The sequence below is a fragment of the Pseudarthrobacter sp. L19 genome (assembly GCF_050859435.1).
Taxonomy (GTDB): domain Bacteria; phylum Actinomycetota; class Actinomycetes; order Actinomycetales; family Micrococcaceae; genus Arthrobacter.
Genome location: NZ_CP193935.1, coordinates 1,778,175 through 1,792,257, shown reverse-complemented (window position 1 = coordinate 1,792,257; position 14,083 = coordinate 1,778,175). Strand labels below are relative to the sequence as shown.

Here is a 14,083-nt window from a genome sequence, read left to right as displayed (position 1 = left end):
TGCCGTCCGGCCAGAGTGTCATGGCAGGGCCAGCGCGGCCCGAATCACGTTGAGCAGGAATCCCCGCACCTCGTCGCTGCGCATGATCAGGACCAGCAGTCCGGCGAAACCGACGGCGGCCAAGGTCGCGATCGCATATTCAGCGGTCGCCATTCCCGCCTCCGAACCGCGCCAGGAGCTTCTCCGGCTGCGGTGAGGCGAGACGCTCCGGACGGGAGGGGCCTGCCGTGCGCCGGGATAGATTTCCCGGACTTCTGCCGACGCAGCGTCAGCGGAGGCGTCCTTCGGGGCGCCGGGGATCTGTGGATGAAAGCTCATGGATAGTCCTCTCGGGTTGTCCGGCGCACCGGCCGGCTTCTTCCAATCTCTCCGCCGCGGCGCCCCCTCGACAGGCCGGCATGCGTCCAAGTGGATAACTCAGGCTGTGGAGGAACCGTCGCCCGGTGCCTGCTTCAGGGGCCCGAGGGAAGCATGGCCAGCAGTACCGGAACGATGCCCAGGCAGACGAAGGCCGGGAGGGAGCACAGACCCAGCGGCACCACCAACCGCACGCCGAGGGCGGCGGCGCGGCGCTCCGCGGCCCTGAACTGCTGCCGCCGCATCCGGGCCGCCTGCGCGTACAGCATGGCCGACGAAGGCGCCCCGGTGACCGCCGCGAACCGCAACGCCTCCCGCAGGGCCTCAAGCTCCTCCGGAATCCCCGGCGCGCCCCGCCAGGCCGTGTCCCAATCGGCACCGAGGGCCAGGGCCGCAGCAACCGGTCGCAAGTGGACGCGTAACTCAGGGTCGGCTCGGCCGGCCAGAAGCTCCAGGGACCGGCCGAGGCCTGCACCGGCGTCGAGCATGGCCCCCATCAGCTCCAACATCATGGCGGGATTCCGCAAACCGTCCGTCTGTTCCGGAGGCTGCCCGCCGCCCGGATCATGGCCGGACAGCGGATCTTCCACGGCTCCGTGCCGCGCCTGAAAGAGCCACCGCCGCGGCAGCATCGCCCGGTCCAGGAACAGGACCGTGGCGGCCATGGCGAGCAACAGGGCAACGCCAAGGCTCCCGGCGAGCGCGGTCACCAGCGGTGCCCCTCGGCGGAGCGGACCAGGCGGCCCGACCAGATCCTTCCGGCCGCTGCGAGGCCGGCACCGGCCGCCAGGCAGAGCAGGCCGAGCGGGGTTCCGAGCAATATCCCTGCCGCGTCGACTCCGAGCAGCATGGCGAGCGCGAGGCCTGCAAACGGCAGCCACGTCAGGATGGCAGCGGTTGCCTTGGGACCGGCCAGCGCGGTCCGCCGGGCGCCGGCAGCGTCCTCGCCGGCTTCGAGGTGTGCGGCGTAGCGGGTCAGGATGTCTGCCAGGGGGCATCCGCTGGCCTCGGCAATGTCGAAGCAGGCGGCCAGCTCCAGCCAGACGCCCCGCTCCGCAGACTGTCCCGCCCGTTGCCGGTGGCCTGCCGCGGTTCCCTCGTCGCGGGCCAGTCGTCGGCGGATGGCCCCGCCAACGGGAGCCCCTTGGCCGGCCGCGGCCCGGGCTGCGGACAGAAGCTCCAGCGATCCGGCGCTCAGCGTGGGCACCCCCGGGCGGCCTCCGGTCAGCGGGCGCACCCAGCGGCCGGGTGCGGGGCCAGGATGAGGGGCCGTCGGAACGGGCGCGTGGTCTGCGCCCGCGCCGGGGACGTCGTACCGCGCCCCGTGCAGGAGCCAGAGCTCGTCCCAGACCCGGCCGACGGACCGCCCGCCCTTGAGCAGGGCGGACAGTTGTTGCACCAGGACTGTCATGGAGGCCTCCTCGGCACCGGCGTCACGCCGTCGATGAAGGAGCCGAAGGGCGTTCCGGACTGGGCCACTTTCCGTACCGGGCGCAGTCGGTCGATGCCCCGGTACCGGCAGCGCCGATGGATCGGCGAGCGCCGCACGCATCCGCCGCCGGGAAGGGCGGACCGAACCACTCAAGACCCCGGCGGCCAGCACCAGGGCAACCCCCAGCAGCACGGTCACGGCGTCGTTCCCGGCTGGAAGAACCCCGGGCCCGGCGCCTCCGCACCCATAGTCCCCGACGGCGAGGGGCCAGTGACCGCCGTGACCGGCAGCCCGAGCCGGGCGGACAGTGCCGGCCAGGCCGGGCCGGCCCGCACGGCGCCGTCGGCCGATTCTAGGGCGGTGGCCACCACAAGTCCGGAACCGTCGTCCCGCATCAGCCCCACCGATGCCACCTGCCGTCCGTGACGGGTCCGGTCCAGGTGCACCACCGCGTCGAGGGCGCTGGCGGCCTGCAGGCGGACGGCGTCCGGGCCGAGTCCGGCGAGCGCCCCGAGCGCCGTGAGCCTGGCCGGCACGGCAGCGGCGGTATTCGCGTGGATAGTGCCGCCGGCTCCGGTGTGGCCCGTGTTCATGGCCGTGAGCAACTCCCGGACCTCCGCCCCGCGGCACTCTCCGACGATGAGCCGGTCGGGCCTCATCCGCAGCGCCTGCCGGACCAGTTCGCCCAGGTCCACGGCACCGCCGCCCTCGATGTTGGTATGCCGCGACTCCAGGCACACGACGTGCGGATGCACCGGGTTGAGTTCCGCGGCGTCCTCGATGAGCACCAGCCGCTCCCGGGGACTGCAGAGCCCCAGCAGGGTGGCCAGCAGCGTCGTTTTCCCGGAGCCCGTAGCGCCGCTGATCAGGAAGCTGAGCCGCCTCTCCACGATCCGCTCCAGCACGGTCCGCAGCAGCGGCCCGAACATGCCGGCCCGCCCCAGTTCGTCGAGGGAGAAGACAGCCGCGCGGCGGATCCGCACACTGAGCAGCGTTCCGGCGGTGGAAATGGGCGGTAATACCGCGTGCACCCGGAATCCACCCTCCAGGCGGACGTCGACGCACGGGGAACTGTCATCGAGTCGTCGCCCGCCGGCAGCCACCAGCCGAGCTGCCAGCGCACGGACCTGTGCCTCGCCAGTGAAGGTCACCGGTGCGCGTTCCAGGCCCCGGCCGCGGTCCAACCAGACGGAGGCCGGCCCGTTGACGAAGATGTCGGTCACCAGAGGGTCCCTCACCAACGGCTGCAGCGGGCCGAGCCCGGTCAGCTCCGCGCTGATGGTCTCCACGGCGGCGAGCGAGCCGGCGGTGCCCAGCAACCGTCCACTTGCCTGAACGGCGGCCGCCACCCGAGAGGCGGTGACCGGTCCGGCGTCGGCCAGGACGGAGGTCCGGACCGCATCGAGGAGCCCGGCGTCGGGGCCGGCGCTGAACTCCCGCTGCCACCGTCGCCCGGGGGTTGGCGCGTCCACCGGACCGGCCGCAGCGTGGGCGCTCACGGGACCGCCGCGCTCGCAGCATCCAGCGCAGCCGCGGCAAACCGCTGCACGCTGCGCCGGTTCCCTGTCTCCAACAGCCTGCCGAGCTCGGTGGCGGCGGCGGTCCCGCGGATTTCGGGCAGCACGCCCGCCACCGGCAGCCCAACGCATTCCGCCAACAGCTGCTCGTCGACGGCGACGCCGGGACGTTTGCGAACCACTAGGGAGGTCTCCACCGGCGGCAGCTCGGGAACGAGCCGGGCCGCGGCCACGGCGGCGCGCAGCTGGGCCGGCAGGACGACGAGGAGCCTGTCGCACTCCCAACCAAACGCCCGAAGCGCCTCCCGTCCGCGGCCGGTATCCACCACCACGAGCTCGTAGCCGCGCCGGGCCGCATCCAATACAACCGCCGCAGCGGCGGCCCCGAGCGCCGGTCCCTGTTGCCGGTTCCCGGGCCACGACAGGAAGGAGAAACCCCCAATGACCGGCAGGGCACTGTGCAGCGTGAGCGGGTCGATACTCCCGCTGGCATCCGTGAGGTCGGGCCAGCGGAGCCCGGGCTCCTCCTCGGCGGCCAACGCCAGCTCCAGGCCACCGCCCCAGGGGTCGCCGTCGACCAGCAGGACTCGGACGCCCTGGCGGGCGGCCTCCTGGGCCAGCCAGACCGCCGTCGTGGTCGCCCCCGCCCCGCCGCAGCCGCCAACGACGCCGAGGACGTGACCGCCCGGTTCTTCGCTCCCGGAACGGCTGAGGTACTCGGCCAGCCACGGGCTGCCTTCGGGAAGCACCGCGACGCGCTCGGCTCCCACGGCGGCCGCCAGGCGCCAGAGTCCGTCCCCGTCACCGCTCAATCCAACGACCACGGCGGGTGCCCGCCGCCGGTCGGGCAGCTCCGTGATGTCACCGCCCACCAACACGGCTCCGGCCGCGGCCCAGTAGGCGGCCGCCTCCTCGACTCCGGCGACGCAGGTCAGCTGCCGCCCGGTAACCGCCACGATGCGCTCGACCTCCAGGCGCAGCGGCTCGGACGCGGTGACCAGAAGGGTTTCGGTACCGCCGCCGGCCCCTTCGGTGTCCGGCAGCCACCGGTCCCCCGGACCCGCCCTCCTGCCGCCGGCGCCCGTGCCCTGCCAAGGCGGACCGGGAAACGGCGCCCCGGCCGTCGACCGCTCCGGAGGGACACTCGTCAGCTCATGCCTGTTCATGTGTTCACCATCCCCACCAGCGCGGCGGAAAGGGATCCCCCCGAGCTGCTATGTGGACAACCGGGTGCTATGTGGAGAACCGGCCAAACCACCGTGACCAGACGGGCCCCGACCACAGGGCAGAATTGATCACATGCATGTGCTGCTCGCCGCCCACCCCGACGGCGCAGCCCTCCAACGCCTTACCCCGGACGGCGCCCCGGATCCCGCCGCACCCGACATCCGCGTGGTACCCGCCGCCGACCTGGCCGGCGTCGTCCGCACCCTGGAACGGCAGCGGCCCCGCTGGATCTGGCTCCGCACCCAGGACTGGTACCCGTCCCTTCTCGCCGCCGGCGTCGACGTCGAACGCTGCTACGACCTGACCCTGTGCGGGGCCATCCTCGCCCACGCCGAATTCACCGCCGAGACGCCGTACGCGCGGACGGCCGAAAAACTCACCCAGGACGGGGACGAGCAGCAGCCGCCCCGGATGCTGCAACCCCCGCCCCCGCCGGCGGACCAGGGTGCCCTCTTCGATGACCTGCTGCCCGCCGCCTCACCCCGGCATTCCCCGAGCAGCTGCGGGTCGAATACGCCGCCCAGCAGGAAGCCCTGGCAGGCGCTCCGGACCGCGGCGACCGGCAGAAGCAGCGCCTGCAGCTCCTCCTCGCGGCCGAATCCGCCGCCGCCATGATCGCCGCGGAAATGCAGCACGCGGGGGTGCCCTGGCGCGAGGAACTGCACGAACAGATCCTCGCTGACTTCCTGGGTCCCCGTCCCGCCCCGGGACACCGGCCGGCCAAACTCGAGGCCCTGACCGTTGAACTGCGCGCCCTCCTGCAGTCGCCGGCCCTGAACCCTGACTCCCCGCAGGACCTCATGCGGGCCCTTCACCGCAACGGCATCGAGGTCAAGAGCACCCGCCAATGGGAACTGAAGGAGGCGAAGCACCCGGTGATCGGGCCCCTGCTGGACTACAAGAAGCTGGCCCGCCTGTACACGGCGAACGGCTGGGCCTGGCTGGACGCCTGGGTCTCCGGCAGCCGCTTCCGGCCCGAGTATGTGGTGGGCGGCGTCGTCTCCGGGCGCTGGGCCTCGCGCGGCGGCGGAGCGCTGCAGATCCCGCGGCAGATCCGCGGTGCCGTCCATGCTGACCCGGGCCACAAACTGATCGTCGCGGACGCCTCCCAGCTGGAACCGCGGGTGCTGGTGGCCCTCGCGCAGGACGCCCGGATGGCCGACGCCGCGCGGGACAAGGACCTGTACGCCGGCATCGCGGCGCAGGGATTCGGCGGCGACCGGGCCAAGGCGAAGGTGGCCCTGCTCGGCGCCATCTACGGGGCCACCTCCGGCGAATCGGGCCGGCTGATGCCGCAGCTGGCCCGTACCTACCCGCAGGCGGTGGGGTTCGTCGAACAGGCCGCCCGCGACGGAGAGGCAGGCCGGACCGTGACCACGCGCCTTGGCCGCAGCAGCCCGCCGCCATCCGAGCGGTGGCTGCGCAGCCAGCGCTCGGCCACCGCGGAGGAGCAGCGCCGCGCCGAGTCCCTGGCCCGTTCCCGCGGCCGGTTCACCCGCAACTTCGTCGTGCAGGGCTCGGCGGCGGACTGGGCAGCCTGCTGGCTGGCGGAACTACGACGGCGGCTGCGCACCATGCGCGCCGCCGGCGGACCCGTGGGGGAACTGGTCTTCTTCCTGCACGACGAGGTCATGGTGCACTGCCCCGACGACGCCGTCGAGGCCTGCACCCGTGCCATCGAGGAATCGGCCGCCGCGGCCAAGGACCTCTTGTTCGGTCCGATCCCGGTGGAATTCCCGGTCAGCGTCGCCGTCGTCGACTCCTACGACAACGCCAAGTAGCGACCGCACGCGAACGCCCCCGCTCCCCCGGGACCCGCGGCGTAACGTACCCGGCGGTAGCGTTGCAGCGCCGGTCGGGGCCTTGTTACGTTCACAAAGTCCCCCGTCAACACCCGGCCCTCCGGCCGGGCGGGCGGAAGGGACCACTTAGAGATGCAGGCAGGAAACGAGGGACAGCAACGTGGCTGGCACATTCGAAATCGCGGCGGCAGGGAACGAGTCGTACTACTTCAAGCTGACGGCGCCGGACGGCACCGTCGTCGCCGTCTCGCCGCTGTACAACAGCCTGCAGGGAGCCGCCGCCGGGATCACCGCGGTACGGGAAAACGCCGCCACCGGACTGGTGGTGGACAAGTCCGCGACGCCTGTTTAGGCGTCCACCCCGTGCAGGCGGGTCCGGTCCCACGGGACGGACCAGCCCAGCTGGTCGAAGAGCTGGTTCAGGATCATCCCGGTGAATCCCCAGACCACCACGCCGTTGACGGCGAAGGCGGGGCTCTTGAACGTCTGTCCGGCGCGGCTGACGGTGGCCATGATCCGGTTATCCGGATCCAGCAGGTCCCGCACGGGCACGCGGAACACCTGCGACGACTCGCCGTAGTCAACCACTCGCACCGGCGACGGCGACGCCCACCAGCCCAGGACCGGTGTGACCAGGAAATTCCCGCGCGGCAGGGCCAGCTCCGGCATGATGCCCAGGACCTCGACGCCGGCGGGATCCAGGCCCGTTTCCTCCTCGGCTTCCCGGAGCGCGGCTTCGGTCACCGTTTCGCCCGGATCGATGCCGCCGCCGGGGAAGGCCACCTGGCCGGGGTGGTCATCGAGGGTCTGGGCGCGCTGCAGCAGCAGGACGTCCAGGTCGGCGGGGGCCAGCAGTTTGACGGAGGCGGCCGGGACGTCGTCAAGGGAACCGAACAGCATCAGCACCGCGGCGCGCCGCACCCGCTCCCCCGGGGACACGGAGAGCTCGCGCCAGCGCGGGTCCGGCGGCGGCGCGGTTCCGGCCTCGACGGCGGCCACCAGATCGATCAGGTCCTGCCGGGCCGTCATGGCGTCCTCCGCTGCGATTCCATCCGGATTTCCGCGGCCCGGTGGGTTTCGGCGAGCAGCTTCCCCAGCAGCTCTTCCTGTCCGGGCGCCAGCTCGTACTTGAGGAGTTTTCGGGCCTTCTCCGGGTCCGTTTCGCCGGCACCGTAGCTGGGGCACCAGTTGGCCACCGCACAGGCACCGCATGCGGGTTTGCGGGAGTGGCAAACCCGCCGGCCGTGGAAGACGACGCGGTGCGACAGCATCGTCCAGTCGCGGGGTTCGAAGAGCTCGGCGACGTCGGATTCGACCTTGACGGGGTCGTCCGAGTCGGTCCACCCGAAGCGGCGGGCCAGGCGGCCGAAGTGGGTGTCCACGGTGATTCCGGGGATTCCGAAGGCGTTGCCGAGGACCACGTTGGCGGTTTTCCGGCCGACGCCGGGAAGCGTCACGAGGTCCTCGAGCCGGCCGGGCACCTCGCCGTCGAACTCGTCGACGAGCCTGGTGCCCAGCGCCATCAGGCTCCGCGCCTTGGCCCGGAAGAATCCGGTGGGCTTGATGATCGCTTCCAGTTCGGCCGGTTCCGCCTCGGCCAGGCTGCGCGCGTCCGGGTAGCGGGCGAACAGCAGCGGCGTGATCTGGTTGACGGTCACGTCCGTGGTCTGGGCGGAGAGCACCGTCGCGACCACGAGTTCGAACGGGCTGCGGAAGTCCAGTTCGGCGTGAGCGTAGGGGTACTGCTCGGCCAGCGCGCGGTTGATGCGGCGGGCCCGGCGCTTGAGCGCCAGCATGCTCTCGCCGGAGGCACCCCGCGGCGCACCGGCCGCGCCGGTGCCTGCCCCGGCCGCCGTCTGCTTCCCCGCCCTGCCGGCCATGGCGGGTCTAGCCGCGCTCGATGTTGCTGAGGTCCCGGAGCACTCCGACGCGTCCGTCCGTGTGCTGGACGAGGAATTCGTGGCCGCGGTCTTCGAGCGCCAGCACCCATCCGCCAGGCTCGACCACGAAGGACGGGGTCCCGGTGCGCTCGTCGACGGCGGTGCGTGGCTGGGCGACGGCGAACCAGAAGGCCTCGTAAGCGGGCTGGGCGCTTCCCTGCTCCGGACGGCTGGCCGGATCCACGGTGGCACCAATGGGTTCCTGCTGGCGGACCTGCGGCGTGAGGGCCGTCGGGGCGTCGTGACCGGCGGACGGGACTGGCGCCGCGGCGGCCTGGGTCTGCTCGGAGGCGGGGGCCGCGTCGGCCTGCTTGCCGGCGGGGGCCGCGGATTCAGCGGGTGCGGATGCGCCGGACCCGGCCGGTGCCGCCCCTGCCGCCGCGGTTGCGGCCGGGGCCGGGTGGGCTGCGGTGGCTTCCGCCGCTTGAGCCGCAGGCGCGTGGACCGCTTCGGGCCGGGCAGCGGCCGGCGCGACAACGCCGTGGGCCTGGGTGGCGGGCTCGGCGGACGGGCGGGCGGTCCGGGCCGCGTCGTGCGCTTCGTACCCGCGCGGAGCCGGTTCGGAAGCAGCGCTGGCTGCCGCGCCGCCGGAGGGGTGATCCGCTTGGCCCAGCCGGCCAGGGCGGCGCCCGGCTTCGTGGAAGGGCCTTCGGCGGCGGGCTTGGCGGCCTTAGGGGCGCGGGGGCGGCGGACGGGGCGGCGGCCGCGCGGGCGACGACGTGGGCTGGGGCCTCGGGGCGGTGCAGGAAATCACCGGCGAGCGCCGGGATCATGCGGGCCAGGACCGTGGCCGTGAAGAGGCCGAGCGCGCCGATGAGGCCGAGCAGCATGCTGGGAACGAAGGCGCCGGCGGCGGCCAGGAAGAAGAACGCCACGCTGAAGCTCGCGACGACGGACCCGAACTGATCCACGGAGAGCGAGCCGATCCGGAGCCTGGTGCCCGGGCTGACCCGGCGGGCGACGAAGAGCGCGGCGACAATCAGCGGCAGGAGGATCCCGAGGCCCAGGAAGAACAGGCTGCCCAGGTTCCAGAGGTTGTACCGGACCGCGAACATCGGGATCAGGGAGGCGACGAAGAGCACCAGGACGGATCCAAAGACGGTGAGGTCCCGGACGGTGAACGGGCCGGCAACAGCCTCGTTGTTCTTGATGTTCGGCTTGTCCACGGTGAAGCGCGGCTGCTCCGCCTTGCCGTGGGACGGTGCCTGCACGGAGGACTGCTGCTCCGCCGGTCCGTCGGTGCGGTTGGGCGCGCGGAGCTGCCCGTTGCCTTGCTCGTTCATTCTGTTCTCCTTAGCGTGGCCGCACCCTGGACAGTGCGGCCTAACGGCAGGCAAAAAGGGACCCTTAGCGGTCCCCTTTGCCCCCATCGGATGTCACGACTTCATCTCAGCCTAACCAAGTGCCGGACCGATCACTAGCTGACCGGCCGTCACTCCAGCACCAGATTGCGAAGTCTTTCTGGGTGCCTCCCAGGGCACGGCCGCCCCCGGCGGAGAGCGGAACCGGAGCGCCGCTCGGCGCTAAATAAACACCGTTCGCGGCGGTCGATGTGACGGGGCACACGTTCTGTCAGACCCGGGCGCTAGGGTGTATTTCGGAACAGCACACGAGGCACGTCCGTGACCGGCCGGTGCCCGGTGCCGCGCAGGCGGGACCGGGAGCGGTTGAGCATGGCGTCCGCGCAGCACGGATCGATGAATGATGAGGTTCACCATGTCCCAGCAGACCCCCGGGTCCACCGTCCCCGCCCGGCAGGGCGACGCCTTCGAAAACCTGTCGCAGGAAAACCGGAAGTTCGCCCCCTCGGCGGAGTTCGCGGCCAATGCCGTGGTCACCGAAGCCGAGTACGCGGAGGCCGACGCCGACCGGCCGGCATTTTGGGCCAAGCAGGCCCGCAGCCTGCTGAGCTGGAACAAGGACTTCACGCAGACGCTGGACTGGTCCGATCCGCCCTTTGCCAGGTGGTTCGTCGGCGGCGAGGTCAACGCCGCGTACAACGCCCTGGACCGGCACGTCGAGGCCGGCAACGGCGACCGTGTGGCGATCCACTTCGAGGGCGAGCCCGGCGACACCCGGACCTACACCTATGCCCAGCTCACCGAGGAAGTGAAGAAGGCCGCGAATGCCTTTGAGTCCCTCGGCATAGTTAAGGGCGACCGGGTCGCCGTCTACCTGCCGATGATCCCCGAGGCGGTCATCACGCTGCTGGCTTGCGCCCGGATCGGCGCCATCCACTCGGTGGTGTTCGGCGGCTTCTCGGCCGAGGCACTCCGCTCCCGAATTGACGACGCCGAGGCTAAACTCGTCGTCACCGCCGACGGTACCTACCGCCGCGGCAAGCCCAGCCCGCTCAAGGCCGCCGTCGACGAGGCCCTCGCCCACGAAGGTGACGGCACCGGCCACACGGTCCAGAACGTCGTCGTGGTCAAGCGCAACGGCCAGGACGTGGACTGGCACGAGGGCCGGGACCACTGGTGGTCGGACACCGTGGACGCCGCCTCGGCCGAGCACACCGCCGTCGGCCACGATTCCGAGCACCCGCTGTTCATCCTCTACACCTCCGGCACCACCGGGAAGCCCAAGGGCATACTGCACACCACCGGCGGCTACCTCACGCAGGCGGCCTACACCCACCGCGCCGTCTTCGACCTGCACCCCGAGACGGATGTCTACTGGTGCACGGCCGACGTCGGCTGGATCACCGGCCACTCCTATGTCGCCTACGCGCCGCTGATCAACGGCGCCACCCAGGTGATGTACGAGGGCACGCCGGACTCCCCGCACCAGGGCCGCTGGTGGGAGATCGTGGAAAAGTACAAGGTCTCCATCCTCTACACCGCCCCGACGGCCATCCGGACCTTCATGAAGTGGGGCAAGGACATCCCCGGCAAGTACGACCTCTCATCCATCCGGGTCCTCGGGTCCGTGGGCGAACCCATCAACCCCGAGGCGTGGATGTGGTACCGCGAGGTCATCGGCGCCAACGCCGGAGCCAACGGCGAGAAGAAGGACAATCCCGCACCGATCGTGGACACCTGGTGGCAGACCGAGACCGGCGCGCAGATGATCGCCCCGCTGCCCGGCGTCACGGCCACCAAGCCCGGCTCCGCGCAGGTCCCGCTCCCGGGCATCGCCGTGGACGTGGTGGATGAGGCGGGCGAGTCCGTCCCCAATGGTGCCGGCGGCTACCTGGTGATCCGCGAGCCGTGGCCCTCCATGCTGCGCGGCATCTGGGGCGACCCGGAGCGGTTCAAGGACACGTACTGGTCCCGGTTCGAGACGATGTACTTCGCCGGCGACGGCGCAAAGAAGGACGACGACGGCGACATCTGGCTGCTGGGCCGGGTGGACGACGTCATGAACATCTCCGGCCACCGGCTCTCGACGGCGGAGATCGAGTCCGCGCTGGTGTCCCACCCGGCGGTAGCCGAGGCCGCCGTCGTCGGCGCCGCGGATGAGACCACCGGCCAGGCCGTCGTGGCCTTCGTCATCCTGCGCGGCGACGCCGTGGATTCCGGCGATGCGATGGTGCAGGAACTCCGCAACCACGTGGGCAAGGAGATCGGTCCGATCGCCAAGCCCAAGACCATCCTGATCGTCCCGGAACTGCCGAAGACGCGGTCCGGCAAGATCATGCGGCGGTTGCTCAAGGATGTGGCGGAGGGCCGCGAGGTGGGAGACGCCACCACCCTGGCGGACAACACCGTGATGGCGCAGATTGCGGCCTCGCTGAAGAAGTGACCGGCCGGCGGCCCGGGAGAGGGCGGCCAGGGAGAGGGCGGACCGGGGCTGCTGCGCTGGTGGGCGGGAGACGGTGGAGCGTCTCCCGCCCCATCGCCGCGCCGGCCCCGGTGGTGTGGCGCCTGCTCACCGACATCCGGTTCTGGCTGCTTTGGGGCCCTTCGATCACCGGGGCGGAGCTGGAAGGGTCAGGCCCCGCCGGCGCGGAATACGTGCTCCGTGCCGGGAGCCGGGGCAAGGTCCGGACCGTGGCGGGCGTGAGCCTGCCGTTCGCCGTCACCTCCTTTGAGGAGGGCTCCGTCCAGGACGGCTCCCTTGAGGACAGCCGGGCCTGGTCCTGGGCGGTCGCCGGCGTGGCCGCTACCGGTCACGCCGTCGTCGCCGTTCCCGGCGGTTGCCGTGTCACCTTCACCGTTCCCTGGTGGGCTCCCCCATACCTGCTCGTCTGCGCCGTCGCCCTGCGCCGGATCGACCGACTGGCGGCGCAGCAGGCCCGCGACGCGCTAGATTGTCAACCATGAGCGAAGCGATCTCCCCGAGTCCAGCACCGACGGTGCCGCCACCGACACCGCCGCCGGACGCGGCACCATCCTGGTCCTCAACGGGCCCAACCTGAACATGCTGGGGACCCGGGAACCTGAGAAGTACGGCACGGCCACGCTCGCCGACGTCGAACGGCTCGCCGTCGAGGCCGGCGCCGCCCATGGCCTGGCAGTGGAGTGTTTCCAGTCCAACCACGAGGGCGCATTGGTTGACGCCATCCACGCCGCCCGCAGCAAGGCCATCGGCATCGTCCTGAACGCCGGTGCCTACACCCACACCTCGGTGGCCATCCGGGACGCGATCAGCGCGGTGCAGATCCCCACGGTGGAGGTCCACATCACGAATGTCCACGCCAGGGAACCGTTCCGGCACACGTCCTACCTCTCGGACATCAGCAAGGCGGTCATCGCGGGCGCAGGCGTCCTCGGTTACCGGTTCGCCGTGGACTACCTGGCGGCCCTGAACGCGGGCCGGGCCTGACATGACCCCGGCGGCAGGGGCCGGCGCCACGGCCGACTGGTACCGGCACTTCGGCGCCGTCGACGCTCCGGGCAACTCCCCTGCTACGCCGACTGGTCCCTGCAGATCGCCGAGGACCCCGCCCTGCTGGAACGCATCGACCGATGGCCGCACGCCAAGCGCCAGCCCCTGCTGCTGCTGGCGGCGGCGCGCTACGCCGGGGCCGTGACCGGGCCGTACCCGCAGTTCCGGGCCTTCCTGGACGCGCACTGGGACGAGGTGTCCCGGACGGTTCTGGCGCGCTCAACCCAGACCAATGAGGCGGGCCGCTGCGCCACCCTGCTGCCCTCCCTGGCCAGGATCGCCGAGGCTGAAGCCCGGCCCCTAGCCCTTCTGGAGGTCGGCGCCTCCGCCGGGCTGACCCTGTTTCCCGACCGGTACGGGTACGAATTCGTCGACGGCGGCGCCCTGAGGCGGCTGGACCCGCCGGACGCGGCGCCGGGCGGCTACCCGGTGCTGCGCTGTGACACCAAGGGTCCGGTCCCGTTGCCGCACAAAGTGCCGGAGGTGGTGTGGCGGGCGGGGATCGACCTGAACCCGTTGGACGTCAACAATCCCGACGACGTCGCGTGGCTGGAGGCGCTGGTCTGGCCCGAACAGGACTTCCGCCGTCAGCGGCTGCGGCAGGCGATCGCCATCGCCCGCGCCACCCCGCCGCGGCTGGTGGCCGGCGACCTGAATGACCGGCTGGTCAGCCTCGCGGACCAAGCCCCGCCGGAGGCCGCGCTGGTGGTCTTCCACAGCGCGGTGATGGCCTACCTGGACGCGGACGGCCGGGAGCGCTTCCGGGACACCATCGCCCTGCTCGCCGCGGACCGGGGCTGCCACTGGATCTCGAACGAGGGTCACATGGTCATCGTGCAGCCGGACGGGTCCAGTGTGGTTCCGGAGATGGACGAAGCGAGACTCCGGGGACGCTTCCTCGTGATGGAGGACGGCGTGCCCGTGGCCGCGGCCGGGCCCCACGGCCAGAGCCTGGAATGGCTCGAAGGCGCGGGCTAA

General features: G+C 71.7%; 14 protein-coding genes and 1 pseudogene. 6 read left to right on the top strand and 9 right to left on the bottom strand.

The genetic code is table 11. From position 1 onward, the window contains the following. Positions 1-18 precede the first annotated feature (18 nt). The 5 genes from ACRQ5B_RS08500 to ssd all read right to left on the bottom strand — a co-directional run bounded on the left by ACRQ5B_RS08500 (position 19) and on the right by ssd (position 4,472). On the bottom strand, positions 19-318 hold the full coding sequence (locus ACRQ5B_RS08500) for a DUF4244 domain-containing protein (RefSeq protein WP_432393254.1): 300 nt from the start codon (positions 316-318) through the stop codon (positions 19-21). 134 nt (positions 319-452) lie between these two features. Beyond that, a complete protein-coding gene (locus tag ACRQ5B_RS08495) occupies positions 453-1,070 on the bottom strand; it encodes a type II secretion system F family protein (protein WP_432398727.1) in 618 nt (205 codons plus the stop codon). Next, positions 1,064-1,768: a type II secretion system F family protein gene (locus ACRQ5B_RS08490; RefSeq protein ID WP_432393253.1), complete on the bottom strand. Its 705-nt coding sequence runs from the start codon at positions 1,766-1,768 to the stop codon at positions 1,064-1,066. Before ACRQ5B_RS08490 ends, ACRQ5B_RS08495 begins: the two co-directional genes overlap by 7 nt. Before the next feature lie 215 nt (positions 1,769-1,983). Next, positions 1,984-3,288: a TadA family conjugal transfer-associated ATPase gene (locus ACRQ5B_RS08485; protein ID WP_432393252.1), complete on the bottom strand. Its 1,305-nt coding sequence runs from the start codon at positions 3,286-3,288 to the stop codon at positions 1,984-1,986. Further along, a complete protein-coding gene (gene ssd, locus ACRQ5B_RS08480) occupies positions 3,285-4,472 on the bottom strand; it encodes a septum site-determining protein Ssd (protein WP_432393251.1) in 1,188 nt (395 codons plus the stop codon). The genes ACRQ5B_RS08485 and ssd overlap by 4 nt, the downstream gene beginning before the upstream one ends. Positions 4,473-4,605: 133 nt before the next feature. Between ssd and ACRQ5B_RS08475 the strand changes: the two are divergent. Next, positions 4,606-6,314: pseudogene (locus ACRQ5B_RS08475) on the top strand (bifunctional 3'-5' exonuclease/DNA polymerase). Positions 6,315-6,495: 181 nt separating this feature from the next. After that, positions 6,496-6,687, top strand: coding sequence for a YegP family protein (locus ACRQ5B_RS08470; RefSeq protein WP_432393250.1), 192 nt, complete (start codon positions 6,496-6,498; stop codon positions 6,685-6,687). On the opposite strand, the gene ACRQ5B_RS08465 is transcribed toward ACRQ5B_RS08470, so the two are convergent. The 4 genes from ACRQ5B_RS08465 to ACRQ5B_RS08450 all read right to left on the bottom strand — a co-directional run bounded on the left by ACRQ5B_RS08465 (position 6,684) and on the right by ACRQ5B_RS08450 (position 9,558). Then, positions 6,684-7,364: an NUDIX hydrolase gene (locus tag ACRQ5B_RS08465; RefSeq protein WP_412883976.1), complete on the bottom strand. Its 681-nt coding sequence runs from the start codon at positions 7,362-7,364 to the stop codon at positions 6,684-6,686. The genes ACRQ5B_RS08470 and ACRQ5B_RS08465 overlap by 4 nt on opposite strands. Next, a complete protein-coding gene (gene nth, locus ACRQ5B_RS08460) occupies positions 7,361-8,131 on the bottom strand; it encodes an endonuclease III (RefSeq protein ID WP_364134673.1) in 771 nt (256 codons plus the stop codon). The genes ACRQ5B_RS08465 and nth overlap by 4 nt, the downstream gene beginning before the upstream one ends. A 91-nt stretch (positions 8,132-8,222) precedes the next feature. Further along, positions 8,223-8,459, bottom strand: a complete 237-nt coding sequence (locus ACRQ5B_RS08455; RefSeq protein WP_432393249.1) for a hypothetical protein — start codon at positions 8,457-8,459, stop codon at positions 8,223-8,225. A 148-nt stretch (positions 8,460-8,607) separates the two neighbouring features. Further along, on the bottom strand, positions 8,608-9,558 hold the full coding sequence (locus ACRQ5B_RS08450) for a hypothetical protein (RefSeq protein ID WP_432393248.1): 951 nt from the start codon (positions 9,556-9,558) through the stop codon (positions 8,608-8,610). Between the two features lie 433 nt (positions 9,559-9,991). Here ACRQ5B_RS08450 and acs point away from each other — a divergent pair, with 433 nt between their 5' ends. From acs to ACRQ5B_RS08430, 4 genes are all read left to right on the top strand, one after another. After that, positions 9,992-12,019, top strand: a complete 2,028-nt coding sequence (gene acs / locus ACRQ5B_RS08445) for an acetate--CoA ligase (RefSeq protein WP_432393247.1) — start codon at positions 9,992-9,994, stop codon at positions 12,017-12,019. A 59-nt stretch (positions 12,020-12,078) separates the two neighbouring features. Next, complete coding sequence (locus tag ACRQ5B_RS08440; protein WP_432393246.1) at positions 12,079-12,540, top strand: SRPBCC family protein; 462 nt, start codon at positions 12,079-12,081, stop codon at positions 12,538-12,540. 67 nt (positions 12,541-12,607) lie between these two features. Beyond that, the gene (aroQ, locus tag ACRQ5B_RS08435; protein ID WP_432398726.1) at positions 12,608-13,042 is read left to right on the top strand and encodes a type II 3-dehydroquinate dehydratase; all 435 of its coding nucleotides are present in this window, start codon (positions 12,608-12,610) and stop codon (positions 13,040-13,042) included. Between the two features lie 36 nt (positions 13,043-13,078). Then, on the top strand, positions 13,079-14,083 hold the full coding sequence (locus ACRQ5B_RS08430) for a DUF2332 domain-containing protein (protein ID WP_432398725.1): 1,005 nt from the start codon (positions 13,079-13,081) through the stop codon (positions 14,081-14,083).